The 15,561-nt window shown below is 58.9% G+C and carries 17 protein-coding genes; 5 read left to right on the forward strand and 12 right to left on the reverse strand.

Annotated elements, in window-relative coordinates:
- Nucleotides 1–110 precede the first annotated feature (110 nt).
- On the forward strand, nucleotides 111–1,595 hold the full coding sequence (locus GOX21_RS17365; protein WP_170379262.1) for a DUF1214 domain-containing protein: 1,485 nt from the start codon (nucleotides 111–113) through the stop codon (nucleotides 1,593–1,595).
- 239 nt (nucleotides 1,596–1,834) lie between these two features.
- On the opposite strand, the gene infB is transcribed toward GOX21_RS17365, so the two are convergent.
- From infB to pip, 6 genes are all read right to left on the reverse strand, one after another.
- A complete protein-coding gene (infB, locus tag GOX21_RS17370; RefSeq protein WP_170379264.1) occupies nucleotides 1,835–4,309 on the reverse strand; it encodes a translation initiation factor IF-2 in 2,475 nt (824 codons plus the stop codon).
- A gap of 8 nt (nucleotides 4,310–4,317) precedes the next feature.
- The gene (locus GOX21_RS17375; protein ID WP_170351915.1) at nucleotides 4,318–4,941 is read right to left on the reverse strand and encodes an RNA-binding protein; all 624 of its coding nucleotides are present in this window, start codon (nucleotides 4,939–4,941) and stop codon (nucleotides 4,318–4,320) included.
- 22 nt (nucleotides 4,942–4,963) lie between these two features.
- The gene (gene nusA, locus GOX21_RS17380) at nucleotides 4,964–6,577 is read right to left on the reverse strand and encodes a transcription termination factor NusA (protein ID WP_170379266.1); all 1,614 of its coding nucleotides are present in this window, start codon (nucleotides 6,575–6,577) and stop codon (nucleotides 4,964–4,966) included.
- Nucleotides 6,577–7,167 carry a ribosome maturation factor RimP gene (gene rimP, locus GOX21_RS17385; RefSeq protein ID WP_170351913.1) on the reverse strand — a complete coding sequence of 197 codons (591 nt, stop codon included), beginning with the start codon at nucleotides 7,165–7,167 and terminating at the stop codon, nucleotides 6,577–6,579. Before rimP ends, nusA begins: the two co-directional genes overlap by 1 nt.
- Before the next feature lie 159 nt (nucleotides 7,168–7,326).
- Nucleotides 7,327–8,148: an ABC transporter substrate-binding protein gene (locus GOX21_RS17390; protein WP_170379268.1), complete on the reverse strand. Its 822-nt coding sequence runs from the start codon at nucleotides 8,146–8,148 to the stop codon at nucleotides 7,327–7,329.
- Nucleotides 8,145–9,122 carry a prolyl aminopeptidase gene (gene pip / locus GOX21_RS17395; protein WP_170361899.1) on the reverse strand — a complete coding sequence of 326 codons (978 nt, stop codon included), beginning with the start codon at nucleotides 9,120–9,122 and terminating at the stop codon, nucleotides 8,145–8,147. Before pip ends, GOX21_RS17390 begins: the two co-directional genes overlap by 4 nt.
- Before the next feature lie 48 nt (nucleotides 9,123–9,170).
- Here pip and ubiG point away from each other — a divergent pair, with 48 nt between their 5' ends.
- On the forward strand, nucleotides 9,171–9,917 hold the full coding sequence (gene ubiG, locus GOX21_RS17400; RefSeq protein ID WP_170351910.1) for a bifunctional 2-polyprenyl-6-hydroxyphenol methylase/3-demethylubiquinol 3-O-methyltransferase UbiG: 747 nt from the start codon (nucleotides 9,171–9,173) through the stop codon (nucleotides 9,915–9,917).
- Nucleotides 9,918–9,926: 9 nt separating this feature from the next.
- Entirely contained in the window at nucleotides 9,927–10,232 is a 306-nt protein-coding gene (locus GOX21_RS17405) for a YciI family protein (protein WP_170361897.1), read from the forward strand.
- A gap of 1 nt (nucleotide 10,233) precedes the next feature.
- On the opposite strand, the gene GOX21_RS17410 is transcribed toward GOX21_RS17405, so the two are convergent.
- The 4 genes from GOX21_RS17410 to GOX21_RS17425 are packed head-to-tail and all read right to left on the reverse strand — an operon-like array spanning nucleotide 10,234 to nucleotide 12,578.
- Nucleotides 10,234–10,674: a MarR family winged helix-turn-helix transcriptional regulator gene (locus GOX21_RS17410; RefSeq protein ID WP_170351908.1), complete on the reverse strand. Its 441-nt coding sequence runs from the start codon at nucleotides 10,672–10,674 to the stop codon at nucleotides 10,234–10,236.
- Between the two features lie 14 nt (nucleotides 10,675–10,688).
- Nucleotides 10,689–11,519, reverse strand: coding sequence for a carbon-nitrogen hydrolase family protein (locus GOX21_RS17415; RefSeq protein WP_170361896.1), 831 nt, complete (start codon nucleotides 11,517–11,519; stop codon nucleotides 10,689–10,691).
- Nucleotides 11,519–11,776 carry a glutaredoxin 3 gene (grxC, locus tag GOX21_RS17420; protein ID WP_170379270.1) on the reverse strand — a complete coding sequence of 86 codons (258 nt, stop codon included), beginning with the start codon at nucleotides 11,774–11,776 and terminating at the stop codon, nucleotides 11,519–11,521. The genes GOX21_RS17415 and grxC overlap by 1 nt, the downstream gene beginning before the upstream one ends.
- A 37-nt stretch (nucleotides 11,777–11,813) precedes the next feature.
- Nucleotides 11,814–12,578: a ComF family protein gene (locus GOX21_RS17425; protein WP_226689707.1), complete on the reverse strand. Its 765-nt coding sequence runs from the start codon at nucleotides 12,576–12,578 to the stop codon at nucleotides 11,814–11,816.
- On the opposite strand from GOX21_RS17425, the gene GOX21_RS17430 reads away from it, so the two are divergent.
- Both GOX21_RS17430 and hemH read left to right on the forward strand, forming a co-directional pair.
- A complete protein-coding gene (locus GOX21_RS17430; protein WP_226689706.1) occupies nucleotides 12,559–13,389 on the forward strand; it encodes a methyltransferase domain-containing protein in 831 nt (276 codons plus the stop codon). The genes GOX21_RS17425 and GOX21_RS17430 overlap by 20 nt on opposite strands.
- A 57-nt stretch (nucleotides 13,390–13,446) precedes the next feature.
- The gene (gene hemH, locus GOX21_RS17435) at nucleotides 13,447–14,496 is read left to right on the forward strand and encodes a ferrochelatase (RefSeq protein WP_170379273.1); all 1,050 of its coding nucleotides are present in this window, start codon (nucleotides 13,447–13,449) and stop codon (nucleotides 14,494–14,496) included.
- A 76-nt stretch (nucleotides 14,497–14,572) separates the two neighbouring features.
- Here the strand turns inward: hemH and GOX21_RS17440 are convergent, their stop codons facing one another.
- The gene (locus tag GOX21_RS17440; protein ID WP_010442520.1) at nucleotides 14,573–14,755 is read right to left on the reverse strand and encodes a hypothetical protein; all 183 of its coding nucleotides are present in this window, start codon (nucleotides 14,753–14,755) and stop codon (nucleotides 14,573–14,575) included.
- Nucleotides 14,756–14,894: 139 nt separating this feature from the next.
- Nucleotides 14,895–15,494 carry a L,D-transpeptidase gene (locus tag GOX21_RS17445; RefSeq protein ID WP_170351903.1) on the reverse strand — a complete coding sequence of 200 codons (600 nt, stop codon included), beginning with the start codon at nucleotides 15,492–15,494 and terminating at the stop codon, nucleotides 14,895–14,897.
- Nucleotides 15,495–15,561: the final 67 nt, after the last annotated feature.

Genomic DNA, 15,561 nt, shown 5'->3' on the forward strand with positions numbered 1-15,561 from the left:
CGAAGCCGACGCAAGAAATCTTTACGTTTTTTGGGCGACGTTTGCCACTGCACTTCCGAGTAATTCGCACATAGACTGCAGGGGTTTCAATTAAACGCCGAGGTATCAATATGAAAACTGTACTGCCCTGTTTGACGGTAGCTTCCGCAATCCTACTGTCTGGTCAACAAGCCGTTTCGCAGTCTTTCAACGACACAGGCGATATTCTGGCGAGATCGGCCGAGATCGAGGACATTGAATACACGATCATGGTTCAACGCGCGACGCAGGCCGCAATCTGGGGAATGCCTGCGGCTGGTATGGTGGACTTCCTGAAAGGCATTCGGCGTGACCTCGGTGGCGACTACAACGATGTCGTTTACCTGAACAAACCCTTCGACTCTAAGCATGGGTTTTTGACAGCGAACGACGTGACCGCCTATGCATGGTCGTCGATGACATCTGAACCCGGTCCACTTGTGATCGAGGTGCCGGCGGCAACAGACAACGTCAGCTACTTTGGAACGATTGTGAACGCCTGGGACGTGCCAATTGTCGATGTTGGGCCGGACGGCCATGACAAGGGAGAAGGGGGCAAGTACCTGATGCTCCCGCCCGGCTACGAAGGAGAGATGTCGGTCCAGGAACTGACGGATGCGGGCTATATGCCCTTCGAAACTGATACCTACGAGTACGGCTTCTCTTTCCGCCCGAGGCTATACAACGGAGCGACGGATGCCGACGCAGCGGACTATGCGCAGACGATCAAGGTCTATTACTTATCGGAAGCGGATAACCCGCCGCCGAACACCTACCACGAAGCCTCTGAGGTTCCGTATGACTCGCTGCCCTACTACAATCATACCTACTTTCAGGACCTGAACGACTACATTCAAAACAACCCGATCCGTCCGCAAGACAAGATCATGGTCAATTTCCTGAAGGATCTTGGGATCGAAAAAGGCAAACCCTTCGAACCGACGGAACGCCAAATCGATGCTATGAACGAGGGGCTTCTATTGGCCTATGCCGCCATGCAGCGATACTTCGTTGAGCCCGGTTTAGCGACCGTTCCGCTTTGGGTCGACGAAAGCGGTGACTTGAAGTCGCAGTGGCTGATCTGGGACTTTGCCGAGGGGCAAGCCGAGCTTGGCTTCCCATACGAGACCGATACCGAAGTGTTGGTCGATGATCGGGCTGGTGGAAGTTACTTCTGGATTACCTATCTGCCCAAGAATCTGGGCGGTGGCACCTTCTATCTCACTGGTCTGCGCGACAGCGCGGGAGACATGTACGACCATACTCAGACTTACAAACTGAACATCCCTGCAGACACGCCCGCCGAGGATTTCTGGTCCGTGATTGTCTACTCGATGGAGACCAAGAGCTTCATCCGCAATGTGAACCCAGTCGGCCTGTCGTCGCGGGATGTAGAAACAATGCAGGTCAACGAAGATGGGTCGTATGACATCTACTTTGCTCCCGAAGCACCCGAAGGACAGGAGAGCAATTGGATACCGACGACGGAACCGTACTTCTTACTGTTTCGACTGTACGGACCTGCTGAAGGCTGGATTGAGAGCGGCTGGGTATTGGGTGATCTTGAGAAAATTTGAACACGCCCAAGTCAGAAAGCTGTCCGAGTAGCGGGTCAAGACGCGATTCCGCGTGATGTCTGCTTTGTCCGCACAGCCGACGTTATGTTGGATTCACCGTGTGGCAATGTCGGAGTTGCTTATGCGCGGTCGGGATTAGAGTCAGAAAATTTCGTTCAAGACAGTTAAGGTTCGTGGTATTTCACAAAAAAACAGCGGCCCAATTGAGCCGCTGTTTTCATTTCCCATACAAAGCAGGATCAATCCAGCGTACGCGTAACCTCTTCGCGCTCGAAGATTTCGATCACGTCACCTGCGCGGATATCGTCGTAGTTTTCGAACGCCATACCGCATTCCTGACCCGACTGAACCTCGGACACTTCGTCCTTAAAGCGTTTCAGCGTCTTCAGCGTGCCTTCGTGGATCACCACGTTGTCGCGCAGCAGGCGGACGCCTGCGGAACGACGCGCCACACCTTCGGTGACCAGACAGCCAGCAACCTTGCCGACGCCGGTAACCTTGAAGACTTCGCGGATCTCAGCGTAACCGATGAACTTTTCGCGGATCTCGGCGCTCAGCAGGCCCGAAGCGGCGGCTTTCACGTCGTCGACCAAATCGTAGATCACCGAGTAATAACGGATTTCCACACCCTTCTGGTTCGCAGTGTTCCGCGCCGAAGCATTGGCACGCACGTTAAACCCAAAGATCGGGGCACCCGACGCTTCGGCCAGGCCGACATCGGTTTCGGTAATCGCACCAACGCCCGAGTGCAGAACGCGCACGCGCACTTCTTCGTTGCCGATCTTTTCCATCGCCTGAACGATGGCCTCGGCCGAACCTTGTACGTCCGCTTTCATCAGAATCGGCAGCTCGGTGACGTTTTCGTCTTCCTTGGCCTTCTGCATCAGCTGCTCAAGGGTGGTCGCGGCACCAGCGGCAGCGCGTTTGTCCTTGGCGGCCTGTTCACGATAAGCGGCAATCTCACGGGCTTGTGCTTCGGTCTCGGTCACGTTCAGAACGTCACCGGCCTCGGGCGTGCCGTTCAGACCCAGAACCTCGACCGGGACCGAGGGGCCAGCTTCTTTGACGCGGTCGCCCTTGTCGTTGATCAGCGCGCGGACCTTACCGTATTGCTCACCCACAACGAAGATATCGCCCTGGCGCAGCGTGCCGTTCTGAACCAGAACGGTGGCGACGGGGCCACGGCCCACATCCAGCTGCGCCTCGATCACAGCACCTTGGGCGGCGCGGTCGGGGTTGGCTTTCAGCTCCAGAATCTCGGCCTGCAGCGCGATGGCTTCCAGCAATTCATCAAGGCCCTGACCGGTGATGGCGGACACTTCGACGTCCTGAACCTCACCCGACATTTTCTCAACGATCACTTCGTGTTGCAACAGATCGGTGCGCACTTTGTCCGGGTTTGCATCCGGCTTGTCGACCTTGTTGATCGCCACGATCATCGGCACTTCGGCCGCTTTGGCGTGATTGATCGCTTCGATCGTCTGCGGCATCACCGCGTCGTCAGCAGCCACAACCAGCACCACGATATCCGTGACCTGAGCCCCGCGCGAACGCATCGAGGTAAAGGCCGCGTGGCCTGGCGTATCCAGGAAGGTCAGCGTAGTGCCGCCATCGGTTTTCACCTGATAGGCACCGATATGCTGGGTGATGCCTCCAGCCTCACCGGCAACAACGCGCGCATCGCGAATCGCATCCAGCAACGAGGTCTTACCGTGGTCGACGTGACCCATGATGGTGATGACCGGCGGACGCGGCTGCAGATCTTCTTCGCTGTCTTCGACCTCTTTGATGACGTCTTCGACATCCGAATCGGAAACACGCGTGACCTTGTGGCCAAACTCTTCGATGATCAGCTCGGCGGTATCGGCGTCGATGGTTTGGTTCTGCGTGACCATCATGCCCATGTTCATCAGCGATTTGACCACATCAGCCACACGCTCGGCCATACGGTTGGCCAGTTCGGACACTGTGATCGCCTCGGGCAGTTGCACGTCGCGGATTACCTTTTCCCGCTCGACCGGGCCGCCCATGGCTTTCTGACGCGCTCGCTCCTGCTTGCGCTTCATCGACGCCATCGAGCGCTGACGGCTACCTTCGCCACCGGTGGCCTGACCCAGTGTCAGCTTGCCGGAACGACGATTGTCATCACGGCCCTTGCCGCGACCGCGCTGTTCACGTTCACGGTCCTGCTTGCGCGGGGTGGCGGCCGGGGCTGGTTTGCTGGCCGGTGCGCGCGCCGCTTTGGGTTCTTCGGCAGCTGGGGCAGCAGCGGCACGTTTGGCGGATTCTGCCGCCTCTTTGCGCTTGCGCTCTTCCTCTTCGGCCTTGGCGCGGGCGCGCTCTTCAGCTTCGCGCTGTTCGCGCTCTTTTGCTTCTTGCTCGGCACGACGACGGGCGCGTTCTTCCTCACGCGCCTTTTCGGCGGCTTCACGCGCTGCGGCCTCTTCGACTTCGCGGGCCTTGGCGGCCTGCAGTGCCTTCATCCGGCGCGCCATTTCCGCGTCAGAGATACCTGCAGGGCGACGCGACGGATCACCCGACGGCGTTGCTCCGCCTCCCGGTTTGCCGGCGCCCGGCTTGGGAACCACCACGCGCTTGCGTTTGGTTTCCACTACGACATTCTTGGTGCGTCCGTGGCTGAAACTCTGTTTCACATTTCCGGGGCGTGCCCCACCACGAAGACCCAATGTCTTTTTGCCGTCATTCTCGCTCATAAAGCTTTTTACCCTTCCGCGCGGCCCCTGCCGCCGTCATCCGTTTCGCGCAAGCCACGCAGGCGCTGCGCTTCCTCTACAACACGTTTGGCGAGTCCACCAGAGGCCATGGCCGCATGAATCACGGTTTGGCGCCCAAATGCCTGTCCTAACTCGTCTGCGGTCAGCCAACCGATGTATTTTCCAAAGTGCGGCGTGCTGAGTTTCGACTTGCCGCGCCCCGATCCATCGCTGGCCTGAATCAGCACTTGTGCCTCTTCCCGGTCCAGCCATGTCTTGACCTTTTCGTACCCAGCGACCGCGTCACCGGACTTGCGCGCCAGGCTCAACAGCTCGATCACCCGGCGCGAAACCTGTTTTTCGACCTCATCGGTCAAATCCTGTGGCACGCTGACTTGCGCTTTGAACCCGCGGGCGAACAGCTTCTTGCCAACGGCCTTGTCCAGTGCAGCGCGATCCGCCGCCACATAGACTCCGCGACCCGGCAATTTCGCCGCAACATCCGGATAGACCTGTCCGTCCGGCCCCGTCACAAAGCGTATCAACCCATATTTAGGTTGAATGTCGCCCGTGGCGATGCACTTGCGTTCAGGTCCTTCGGACCGATCCTTATGGACGCCACCGCGACCCATGCGCGCACCCCGAGGCCTGAGATCAGGCCTCGGCCTCCTCGTCTACTGCTTCGCCATCTTCTTCGGCTTGTTCCAGCTCGGCGGGATCGACCCAGCCCAGCATGATACGTGCGGTCATGACCAGATCCTGTGCTTCTTCCAGCGTAACGCCGAAAGGCTCAAGCACACCGTCATCCTTGATTCGCTCACCATCGACCGTGGTCCAGCCGCCGGCCAGTTCCCAATCGGCGCAGGTGGCAAAATCCTCAAGCGTTTTTACGTCGTCCTTTGCCAGCGCTTCCACCATCTGGGGTGTCAGGCCTTCGAATCCAATAAGGCTGTCCTCGGCACCCAAGGCACGGGCTGCGTCCAGCGCTGCCTTTGCCTGGGCTTCCAGGAATTCGCGTGCGCGGGTTTGCAGCTCCTGCGCAGTGCCTTCGTCGACGCCGTCAATGACCAGCAGCTCTTCCAGCTCGACATAGGCGACCTCTTCGAGGTTGGTAAAGCCTTCGGACACCAGCAGCTGTGCAAAGAATTCGTCCAGATCCAGGCTTTCCATGAACAGCTGGGTACGGGCTTCGAACTCTTTCTGACGACGCGCCGATTCTTCGGCCTCGGTCATGATGTCGATATCCAGATTTGTCAGCTGGCTGGCCAGACGCACGTTCTGACCGCGGCGACCGATTGCGAGGCTCAGCTGTTCCTCAGGCACAACAACTTCGATCTTGCCGGCTTCTTCGTCCAGAACCACCTTGGAAACCTCGGCGGGCTGCAGCGCGTTCACCAAGAAGGTCGGCTGGTCTTCGTTCCACGGGATGATGTCGATCTTTTCGCCTTGCAGCTCGTTCACAACGGCCTGCACGCGGCTGCCGCGCATACCAACGCAGGCACCGACGGGATCGATGGACCCATCGTACGAAATCACGGCAATCTTGGCGCGGGAGCCGGGGTCACGGGCCACGGCCTTGACCTCGATGATGCCGTCATAGATTTCCGGCACTTCCATCTTGAACAGCTCGGCCATGAATTCCGGCGCAGTGCGCGACAGGAAGATCTGGTGGCCACGAACCTCGCGGCGCACTTCCTTGATATAGGCACGCACGCGGTCATTCGGGCGATAGCTTTCGCGGCCGATCTTGTCATTGCGGCGCAGAACGGCTTCGGCACCGCCCAGATCGACGATGACATTGCCAAACTCTTCGCGCTTAACCGCACCGTTGATGATGGTACCCGCACGATCCTTGAATTCTTCGTACTGACGGTCGCGCTCAGCTTCGCGAACCTTTTGCAGGATGACCTGCTTGGCGGACTGAGCAGCAATCCGGCCCATTTCAACCGGGGGAACCTCTTCGACGAAGACGTCGCCGACCTCGGGCGCTTCCATGTACTGCTTGGCTTGCTCGACGGTCATCTCGGCCTGGTAGTTCTCAAGCTCCTCATCCTCGACCACGGTGCGAACGCGGGTGAACGTCGCTTTGCCGGTCTTGCGATCGATGCTGACGCGGATATCCATCTCGGCGCCGTAACGGCTCTTGGCGGCACGGGCGAGCGATTCTTCCATCGCTTCGACAACCAGACCGGGGTCGATCATCTTTTCGCGGGCCACGGCCTCGGCGGTCTGCAGCAGCTCCAGCTGGTTGGCTGAGGTGATTGCCATCAGTTCGTCTCCTCTTCGGACCCTTCGGTCTCAATCTCGTCGAAAGCGTTTTCGTTCAGGGCACCGGCGTCCTTGCGCTGGCGCAACATTTCCTTGATCAGGTCATCGGTCAAAACCAGCTTGGCATCGCTTAGCCAGTCGAATTGCAGACCAATGGTGATTGTCTCGGACCCTTCGGGGATGTTGATCAGAACCTCATCCCCTTCGATCCCAGCCAGCTCACCCTTGAACCGGCGGCGGCCATCGATCAGCTCGGCGGTCTCGATCTTGGCCTCATACCCCTCGAACATCTCAAAATCCTTGAGACGGGTCAGAGGACGATCAATGCCCGGGCTTGAAACCTCAAGCGTATAGGCGTCAAGAATCGGATCTTCGACATCCAGCGTGGCGCTAACCGCGTTCGAAATTTCGGCGCAATCATCCACTTCGATGCCGCCATCAGGCTTGTCGGCCATGATTTGCATCGTGGTGGTCTTGCCACTCATCAGGCGGATGCGGACCAGCTCATACCCCAGATCTTCGATCACGGGGGTGATGATCTCGGCCAGCCGCCGATCAATCGCCGCTTTGGCTATCAGGTCGTTTGTCATCAGGTGCTCTACCCTGTCATACGGGCACAAAAAAACGGGCGCGCGGCCCGTCGAAATTTCCGGTGGAGCCCCGGACCGAAGCCCGACACGCCGCTGTTGCAACTGCATATACGCAGGGTTTCCCGAATCTGCAACCCCCGGTGCAAGACGTGATCGGATTTACGCCATCCACCACCGTTCGGCGATGCGGCCATCGTCCAGTGCGCGGCCCGCCCCGATCTGGCGCGGCATGCCCACATGTGGGGCCACGGCCAGTGCCATATCCGATTCGCTTGGGTGAAAACGCAGCCCGCGCTGGCCTTTCAACTCGCCGCCTGAGGGCAGCGCCGCCACGTCGACGAACCCGTCGCGCAACGCCTCGGCCCGGACACGGGCGTCGGGGATGACAATGATTTCGAACGTCTCGGCCCACCCGGCCTTGCCGTCCTTATAGTGCCCGACCACCTTGCGGCCCAGGAAATGACGATCATCCTCGGCGCGTTCCACGCGGTAGCATCCGGTGCCATTGGCCGCGTGCAAAGGCGTCACGCCTTGTCCGTCGCGGGTGATGACAAAGCGGCTATCGGCCAGAAGGAAGGGCAGGCCCGGATTTGCCTCAGCCAGTTCAAGCTGTACCTGATTGGGCGATACGGCTTCGACCCGCCCAACAATGCCCAGAACTGCCATCACATCCGCAACGTCCAGCGGCACGCCATCGTGAAAGGTAACACCCTTGCGCAGATCGAACTGCCAGACCCGCGCATCCGCGTCCGTGTGCCAACCCGTCGCAAGCTCACCGCGCAAGGTGCCATCTGGGGCAATTTCGGTCAGATTATCAAACACCGCCCCACGGGCCACCTGTTCCAAGCTGTCATCGCGTGGCACAGCCAGCCGCAGTGCACCACCGGCCTTAGGCGTATCCGCCAGCGACGCCCCCGTGGCCGCCAGCAAAGCTGCGGCAGCACCCGAGGCAAACAGAGCACGACGGTCAATCCGGGTCATACCACCCCCTCGGCCACGCGATCCATGATCCGGACCAGCTCGGCGCTGATACCGGGTTCAGACAGGGCGTGGCCTGCGTTGCGGACCATCTTCAGTTCGGCATTGGGCCAGCGTTCGGCCAGATTCCACGCGGCCTGTGGTGGGCAGATCATGTCATAGCGACCCTGCACGATATGGCCGGGGATATGAGCGATCTTGTCCATCTGGTCCAGAATCTGACCGTCCTTCTCAAGGAAGGCGCTATTGATAAAATAGTGATTCTCAAGCCGCGCAAAGGCCCGCGCGTATTCGCCAGGGCTTTCCCCCGTCCCGCCTTGGGCATGAATTGAAGCCAGCGCGTTCTCCCACGCGGACCAGGCCCGCCCATACAGGATTTCCGTGGCCCGATCCCCCGAAAACAGGCGTTTGTTATAAGCAGCGATCGTGTCGGTCAGCTCAGCCTCGGTCAGCAGAGCGGTGAATTTCGCCCATTGCTCGGGCCAGAACTTACCTGCGCCGCCGCCATAGAACCAATCAAGCTCGGCCTGTGTGGCCAGAAACACGCCGCGCAGCACCAGACGGCTCACACGATCCGGGTGCGCCTGTGCATAGATCAGCGCCAGAGTCGCGCCCCAACTGCCGCCAAACACAGCCCAATCCTCGATATCCAGCAGGGTGCGCAACCGTTCGATATCGGCCACCAGATGCCATGTCGTATTGTCGGTCACCGACGCATGGGGCCGCGATCGGCCACAGCCGCGCTGATCGAATAGAATCACCCTATAGACGCTGGGATCGAAATAACGGCGCATCGCCGGGCTGCAGCCGCCGCCCGGCCCGCCATGCAGCACCACAACCGGTATCCCCTTTGGATTGCCGCATTGTTCCATATAAATGCGATGCCCTTCGCCCATATCCACCATGCGCTGATCGAACGGGTCGATCGGCGGGTACAGATATTGCACTGCGCGCTTTTGGTCCGGGTACTTGTCCATTATGGCCCTATATAGTCCTTAAACGTAAAAGAGCATACGGAGACAGGAATGCAAGCGCATCCGAACACTGTGGATCCATCCGAGATCGCAAAATTCGAAGCGATGGCCGCAGAATGGTGGGATCCTCACGGGAAATTCAAACCGCTGCACATGATGAATCCGTGCCGTCTGGATTATATCACACAGCAGATCGCGGGCGAATTTGACCGGGATTTGACCGCGCCGAACCCGTTTCAAGGCCTGCGTTTGCTGGATATCGGCTGCGGCGGAGGGCTGCTGAGCGAACCGATGGCGCGCCTTGGGGCCGAGGTCGTGGGCGCCGACGCCGCCGAGGGCAACCTGCCCGTTGCGCGCATCCACGCGGAACAGTCCGGGCTGGACATCGACTATCGCCACACCACTGCCGAGGCGTTGGCCGAGGCGGGCGAGCAATTTGATGTGGTGCTGAACATGGAAGTGGTCGAGCACGTGGCCGATCCGCTGTCCTATCTGACCGCAACGCGGCAATTGCTGAAACCCGGCGGGTTGGAGATTTGTTCCACCATCAACCGCAACCCGAAATCGTATGCTATGGCGATCGTCGGGGCCGAGGTCGTCATGCGCTGGCTGCCGCGGGGTACGCATGAGTGGAACAAGTTCATCACCCCCGATGAGCTGTTCGACCTGCTGCGCCAAGCCGGGCTGGAGCCGGTGGACCGCAAGGGGTTCGTATTCAACCCGATTCTTTGGAGTTGGTCGATCTCGGACCGGGATCTGAGCGTCAATTACGTCACAGCCAGCATTCGCCCAGAGTAAGGACTTTTTATGTCAGTAATCCCTGAAGGTTGCAGCCTGTTCGTCGTAGACATCGAATACATTGTACCAATGAATCAGGTGGAACCCGTAATCGACTCGCATATGGATTTTGTGCACGCGTCATATAAAGATGGCCGGTTCCTGATGTCCGGGCCCAAGGTTCCACGCAGTGGCGGTCTGATCGTGATGACCGCCGACAGCCGGGAGGAGGCTGAGAAGTATCTGGAACATGACCCGTTCGCACAAGAAAAGGTTGCCAAATTTCGCGTGACCGAGTTCCGGGCGTCCAACCTGCATCCCGCTTTGAAAGCCTGACTCACTCGTCTTCGAGTCGGATTCTCAAATCCCGCAGCACCGGCAGCGTGCTGCGGACACGCTCCAGCCCCAGCTCTCCGACCACGCGGTTGATCAGCGGCGCAATCGACGAAATTGCCTGATCGCGCGCACGACGACCGGCGGGGCTGATCGCGACCATCTTGCGGCGGGCGTCGTCCCAGTCGGGGCGGATGTGGATGTATCCGGCCCATTCCAGCTTGGCCAAGGTGTTGGTCATCGCCCCTCGGGTCACGTGGAACGTATTGGCCAGCTGCGCGGGGCTGCGCTCATCCCCGACAAACACCAGATGGTTCAGCACCGAGAAATGCGAAATTTCCATGCCCTTGGGCAACACCCGGCTCAGCCGGTTGCGCAATAGTTGATCGGCGGTCAGGATCTCGCTGAACAGCGTGACCGCAAGGGCATTATGTTCGTCAGTCATGGTCCGGTTCTGGATCAGGGCCCGTCGAAAGGCCGCACGTGAGTCAACGAGGGCACCCGACGGCGCGCCTCTGACACAGAACTATCATCCAAATCGAAAAAGTGAATGCCTGGATCGTCCCCTGCGTCGACAACGACCTCTCCCCACGGGGCCACAACCATGCTGTGACCGTAGGTTTGACGTGTTCTGCCGCGGGTTTTCGGATGCTCTCCGGTCTGTGCCGGGGCCAGCACCCAACAGCCGGTTTCAATCGCCCGCGCGCGCAGCAGTGATTCCCAATGGGCTGCGCCGGTGACCGGCGAAAACGCCGCTGGAATGGTCAGAATTTGCGCCCCCGCCTGCGCCAAAGCGGCATAGAGATGTGGGAAACGGATGTCATAACAGATGCTCAGACCAACCGTGCCGAAATCGGTTTTGGCCAGCACCGCCTTATCGCCAGGGCGATAGTTTTTGGATTCGCGGAAGGTCTCAGATTCCGAGACCTGCACGTCAAACATGTGAATCTTGTCATACCGCACCACGATCTGCCCTTGCGGGTCGATCAAAAAGGAACGGTTGGCAAAACGCCCATCGGCATCGTGGGTTTTGATGGCCAAAGACCCAATCAGCAGCCAGACGCCCAGCGCGGCGGCCTGTTCACGCAGACCCGCCAGCGTTTGGTCGTCTTCTTCATGCTGTAGAACGTTGCGCTGTCGGGTTGTGCTGGTGGACACGCAATTCGTCACCTCGGGCGTCAGAATGAACCGCGCGCCTTGACCTGCGGCCTCGGCCACCATGGCGCGCACCATTTCCAGATTTTCGGCCGGGTTATCCGACGAAGTGATTTGCAGCAGCGCGGATTTCATCAGGCCGCCAAAAGACGGTCCAGCTTGCCCTGACGGTCCAGTTCGTACAGGTCATCGCAGCCGCCCACATGCTGCGTCCCGACGAAAATCTGCGGCACGGTGCGTTTACCGCCTGCGCGTTTGATCATCTCTGGCTTGCGCTTGGGGTGCATCAGCACGTCGATCTCTCTGAATTCGACGCCTTTCTGTTTCAGCAGTCGTTTGGCCGCATGGCAAAAACCGCACAGCGGCGAGGTATAGATTTCAACCGGTTTCATATTCCGTCCCTTTGGGTTTCGCGTGATCTTCCGCGAATTAGGCATCCTTGGCAACGCGTGCCAGTACCAACACGAAAATATGATTTGCACCCGCTGCATGGCAGGCACGCGCACAGGCTGTCAGAGTCGCACCAGAGGTCATGACATCATCGACCAGCAAGATATCCCGTCCTTTAATGCGCGACCCCTGCCTGGGATGCGCCGAGATCGCACCGGCCAGGGTTTCCGCCCGCTGAGCAGCGGTTTTCCCGTCCAGAACTGGCGTTCGTGCCCGTCGGTGCAACAGGTCCGGGCACACTTCAATTCCCGTTTCCCGCCCCAGATGCTGCGCTAGCAATGCCGACTGGTTGTACCGTCGCTTGATCAAACGGGACCAGTGCAGGGGTACAGGCGCGATCAGCATGTTGTCGCGAAATAGATCCCGCCCGGCTTGCGCCATCCACCGAGCTGCTGGCTTTGCCAGCTCAGGTCTGTCGCCGTGTTTCAAGGCCAGAATCAAGGCGCGCGCCTTGCCATCGTACATCAGCGCAGCCCGACCATCCTGCCAGGGGCGAGCTGTTTTCATGCAGTCATCACATTCGATCCGGTGACCATCCACCTCGCCCGGCAAGGGCACCCCGCAGCTTTCGCATACCACTCCGCCAATGAAAGGCGTGTCGCGCCAGCAAGCGCCGCACAGGCCGAAATCCGCTTCGGTCAATTCACCACATCCCAGACATCGCGGTGGATAGATCAACTCGACAGCGGTTTGAATCCGCTGCCATATGCGGTAGTTGCGCCCTATGAAACTGCCTGAGTCCAACGCACCCTCTCTGTTCGACCGCCCAGCCCTGATCCGACACCGTGCCCGCGCGCGGGACGAGGCGCTGTTTTTGCATCGCGCCGCGGTGGATGAGGTGCAGGATCGGCTCTCCATGGTTAATAAAACCTTTACGGCCCCGGCGATTGTGACGCCGTTTGCGCATATCTGGCAGGACGTTTTGCCGGAGGCACAGATCGTTTCGGATGACGAGGTTCTGGACCTAGCACCCAGAGCGCATGATCTGGTGATTCACGCCATGGCGCTGCATTGGGCCAATGATCCGGTGGGGCAGCTGATCCAATGTCACCGCGCCCTGCAGCCCGACGGCTTGCTGCTGGTGGTGTGTCTCGGCGGTGAAACCCTGCACGAGTTACGCGCCGCCCTTGGGCAGGCCGAGATTGAGGTCACAGGTGGCCTCAGCCCCCGTATCGCCCCGATGGCCGAGCTGCGCGATCTGGGCGGGTTACTACAACGCGCGGGGCTTGCGCTGCCGGTTGCCGATACCGCTCGTCTGACGGCGGAATACCGCGACTTGACCCATCTGATGCATGATCTGCGCGCGATGGGAGAGACCAACAGCCTGTCCGGACGCATGAAACACGCCACACAGCGGCAGGTCTTTGCCCGGGCGCAGCAGATTTACGCCGATCACTTCCCGACACCGCAGGGGCGTTTGTCCTCCACTTATGAATTGATTTGCCTGACCGGCTGGTCACCCGATGACAGCCAGCAAAAACCATTGCGTCCGGGATCAGCGCAGGCGCGCTTGGCCGAGGCCCTGGGAACGAAAGAAGGCAAACTGTCCAATTGACGACCGGAGATTTCCGGTTATCTCAGCCAGATACAGAGAACTCTCAGGAAGCTCGAAATGTTTGACGCCACTCGCCCCGATCATGCCCCTGCGGACCACCCCAAGGTCAAAATGGGCCGCGTCGGCATCCTGCTGGCCAATCTTGGCACACCGGACGACTATAGCTATTGGCCGATGCGCAGGTATCTGAACGAGTTTCTGTCGGATCAGCGCGTTATCGACTATCCCAAATGGAAATGGCAACCGATCCTGCAGGGAATCATCCTGACCAAACGCCCGTTTAGCTCGGGCGAAGCGTACAAATCGATCTGGAACCACGACAAGGGCGAAAGCCCGCTGATGACGATCACCAAGGACCAGACCGCTAAGCTGCGCAATGCAATGCAGGCGCGTTTTGGCGATCAGGTGCTGGTCGATTTCTGCATGCGCTACGGCAACCCGTCGACCAAATCGAAAGTGCGCGAAATGGTGGCGGCGGGCTGCGACCGCATCCTGTTCTTCCCGCTTTATCCGCAATATGCGGGCGCGACGACGGCCACCGCCAATGATCAGTTCTTCCGCGCGCTGATGGATGAAGCCTGGCAACCGGCCGCCCGCACCGTACCTGCCTATTTCGATGAACCCGCCTATATCGACGCTCTGGCCGGGTCGGTGGAACAGGCCTATGCAGCGATGGAGACCAAGCCGGATATATTGGTTTGCTCCTATCACGGGATGCCGGAACGGTATTTGCAGCAGGGCGATCCATACCACTGCCAATGCGCAAAAACCTCGCGCTTGCTCAAGGAACGGCTGGATTGGTCGGACGATCAGCTTGTTTCAACCTTCCAATCGCGATTCGGGCCTGAGGAATGGTTGAAGCCGTATACGGTCGACCACGTGGCCGAGCTGGCGCGGCAGGGCAAGAAAAACATTGCCGTGATCGCACCGGCGTTTTCCGCCGATTGCATCGAAACGCTGGAAGAGATCAACGAAGAAATCAAGGAAAGCTTCGAAGAGGCGGGCGGTGAAACCTTTACCTATATCCCCTGCCTCAACGATGATGATTCGCACATCGCGGCATTGGGCAAGGTGATCGAAGACAATCTGAAGGGTTGGCTGGACTAAGCAGCACCCATCAATCAGGCATGAAAAAAGGCGGTGGATCGCTCCACCGCCTTTTCTCTAGATGACGCTCGTCAAATTAGCTTGCTGCAACAGCTGCGGCAACTACGACCAGCAGGATCAGCGGCAGGATGATTCCCTGCGACGAACCTTGAGTTTCCTCTACAACAACCGGTGCTTCAACAACCGGCTCTTCCAGGTTACCGGCATAAGCGGTCGAAGCAGCAGCAGTCAGTGCAGCGGCGAGAACGAGTTTCTTCATATTAACCTCCAGAATTTGCACGGTTCCGAATAGTGAAACCGCACACCCAAGACTTACCTCGTGTTTTTTTCTAACCAGCTATCCGACTGGAATGCAATTGCAACTTGCGCCGCAAGCGGGTTCGTGCGCGAAAATGTCGTCAAATTAGCAACACTTGCGTGCCGACCTTCGCCATTGAAAACAATTCCGCGATATCCTCATTGAACAAACCGATGCACCCATTCGACGAACGGCGGCCAATTTTGCGCGTATCATGCGTTCCGTGGATGCGATAATATTTCCAACTCAGATACAAAGCGTGCGTTCCCAATGGGTTATCAGGACCCGGCGGGATATAATCCGGCCATTCGGGGTTGCGCTTTTTCATCGAAGGCGTGGGTGACCAGCTCGGACCCTCGACTTTGCGGATCACACTTGTACGACCACGGCGCGTCAGCTCCTCGGTCAGAGGTACGGACGAGGGGTAAAGTTTATACACCCGCTGGTCGTCGGACCAGTAATGTAACGCGCGCGAGACGGTATCGACCAGAATGGCCCCGTTATTTGTGTTCGAGAAATAGGGTTGCCAATCCAACGCACGAAAGCCCGAGATATTTCGCCGCACATTGGGTTCCGCCTCGGGTGCGGGGCGCAGCGGGTCGCCGGGAATGTATTGCGCAATCGCAGGTGAGGCCAGCAGGGCTGAAGCCCCGGCCAGGAATCCGCGACGGGAAGCTACATGAATGTGTTTCTTGACCATGAGGGGCGGTCCTTTGCTAAGGCCAGTCTGAAAATCTGTCGTATTCTATTGCCAGAATGCTTCAGTC

The organism is Ruegeria atlantica, from assembly GCF_013032005.1.
GTDB lineage: Bacteria > Pseudomonadota > Alphaproteobacteria > Rhodobacterales > Rhodobacteraceae > Ruegeria > Ruegeria atlantica_A.

Coding starts and splice junctions, on each gene's coding strand:
- GOX21_RS17390 (WP_170379268.1), bottom strand. CDS start 8,148: ATGACCCGGATTGACCGTCGTGCTCTGTTTGCCTCGGGTGCTGCCGCA.
- nusA (WP_170379266.1), bottom strand. CDS start 6,577: ATGGCAATCACCTCAGCCAACCAGCTGGAGCTGCTGCAGACCGCCGAG.
- GOX21_RS17405 (WP_170361897.1), top strand. CDS start 9,927: ATGTCAGTAATCCCTGAAGGTTGCAGCCTGTTCGTCGTAGACATCGAA.
- rimP (WP_170351913.1), bottom strand. CDS start 7,167: ATGACAAACGACCTGATAGCCAAAGCGGCGATTGATCGGCGGCTGGCC.
- infB (WP_170379264.1), bottom strand. CDS start 4,309: ATGAGCGAGAATGACGGCAAAAAGACATTGGGTCTTCGTGGTGGGGCA.
- pip (WP_170361899.1), bottom strand. CDS start 9,122: ATGGACAAGTACCCGGACCAAAAGCGCGCAGTGCAATATCTGTACCCG.
- GOX21_RS17375 (WP_170351915.1), bottom strand. CDS start 4,941: ATGGGTCGCGGTGGCGTCCATAAGGATCGGTCCGAAGGACCTGAACGC.
- hemH (WP_170379273.1), top strand. CDS start 13,447: ATGTTTGACGCCACTCGCCCCGATCATGCCCCTGCGGACCACCCCAAG.
- GOX21_RS17430 (WP_226689706.1), top strand. CDS start 12,559: ATGAAACTGCCTGAGTCCAACGCACCCTCTCTGTTCGACCGCCCAGCC.
- GOX21_RS17445 (WP_170351903.1), bottom strand. CDS start 15,494: ATGGTCAAGAAACACATTCATGTAGCTTCCCGTCGCGGATTCCTGGCC.
- GOX21_RS17410 (WP_170351908.1), bottom strand. CDS start 10,674: ATGACTGACGAACATAATGCCCTTGCGGTCACGCTGTTCAGCGAGATC.
- ubiG (WP_170351910.1), top strand. CDS start 9,171: ATGCAAGCGCATCCGAACACTGTGGATCCATCCGAGATCGCAAAATTC.
- grxC (WP_170379270.1), bottom strand. CDS start 11,776: ATGAAACCGGTTGAAATCTATACCTCGCCGCTGTGCGGTTTTTGCCAT.
- GOX21_RS17415 (WP_170361896.1), bottom strand. CDS start 11,519: ATGAAATCCGCGCTGCTGCAAATCACTTCGTCGGATAACCCGGCCGAA.
- GOX21_RS17440 (WP_010442520.1), bottom strand. CDS start 14,755: ATGAAGAAACTCGTTCTCGCCGCTGCACTGACTGCTGCTGCTTCGACC.
- GOX21_RS17365 (WP_170379262.1), top strand. CDS start 111: ATGAAAACTGTACTGCCCTGTTTGACGGTAGCTTCCGCAATCCTACTG.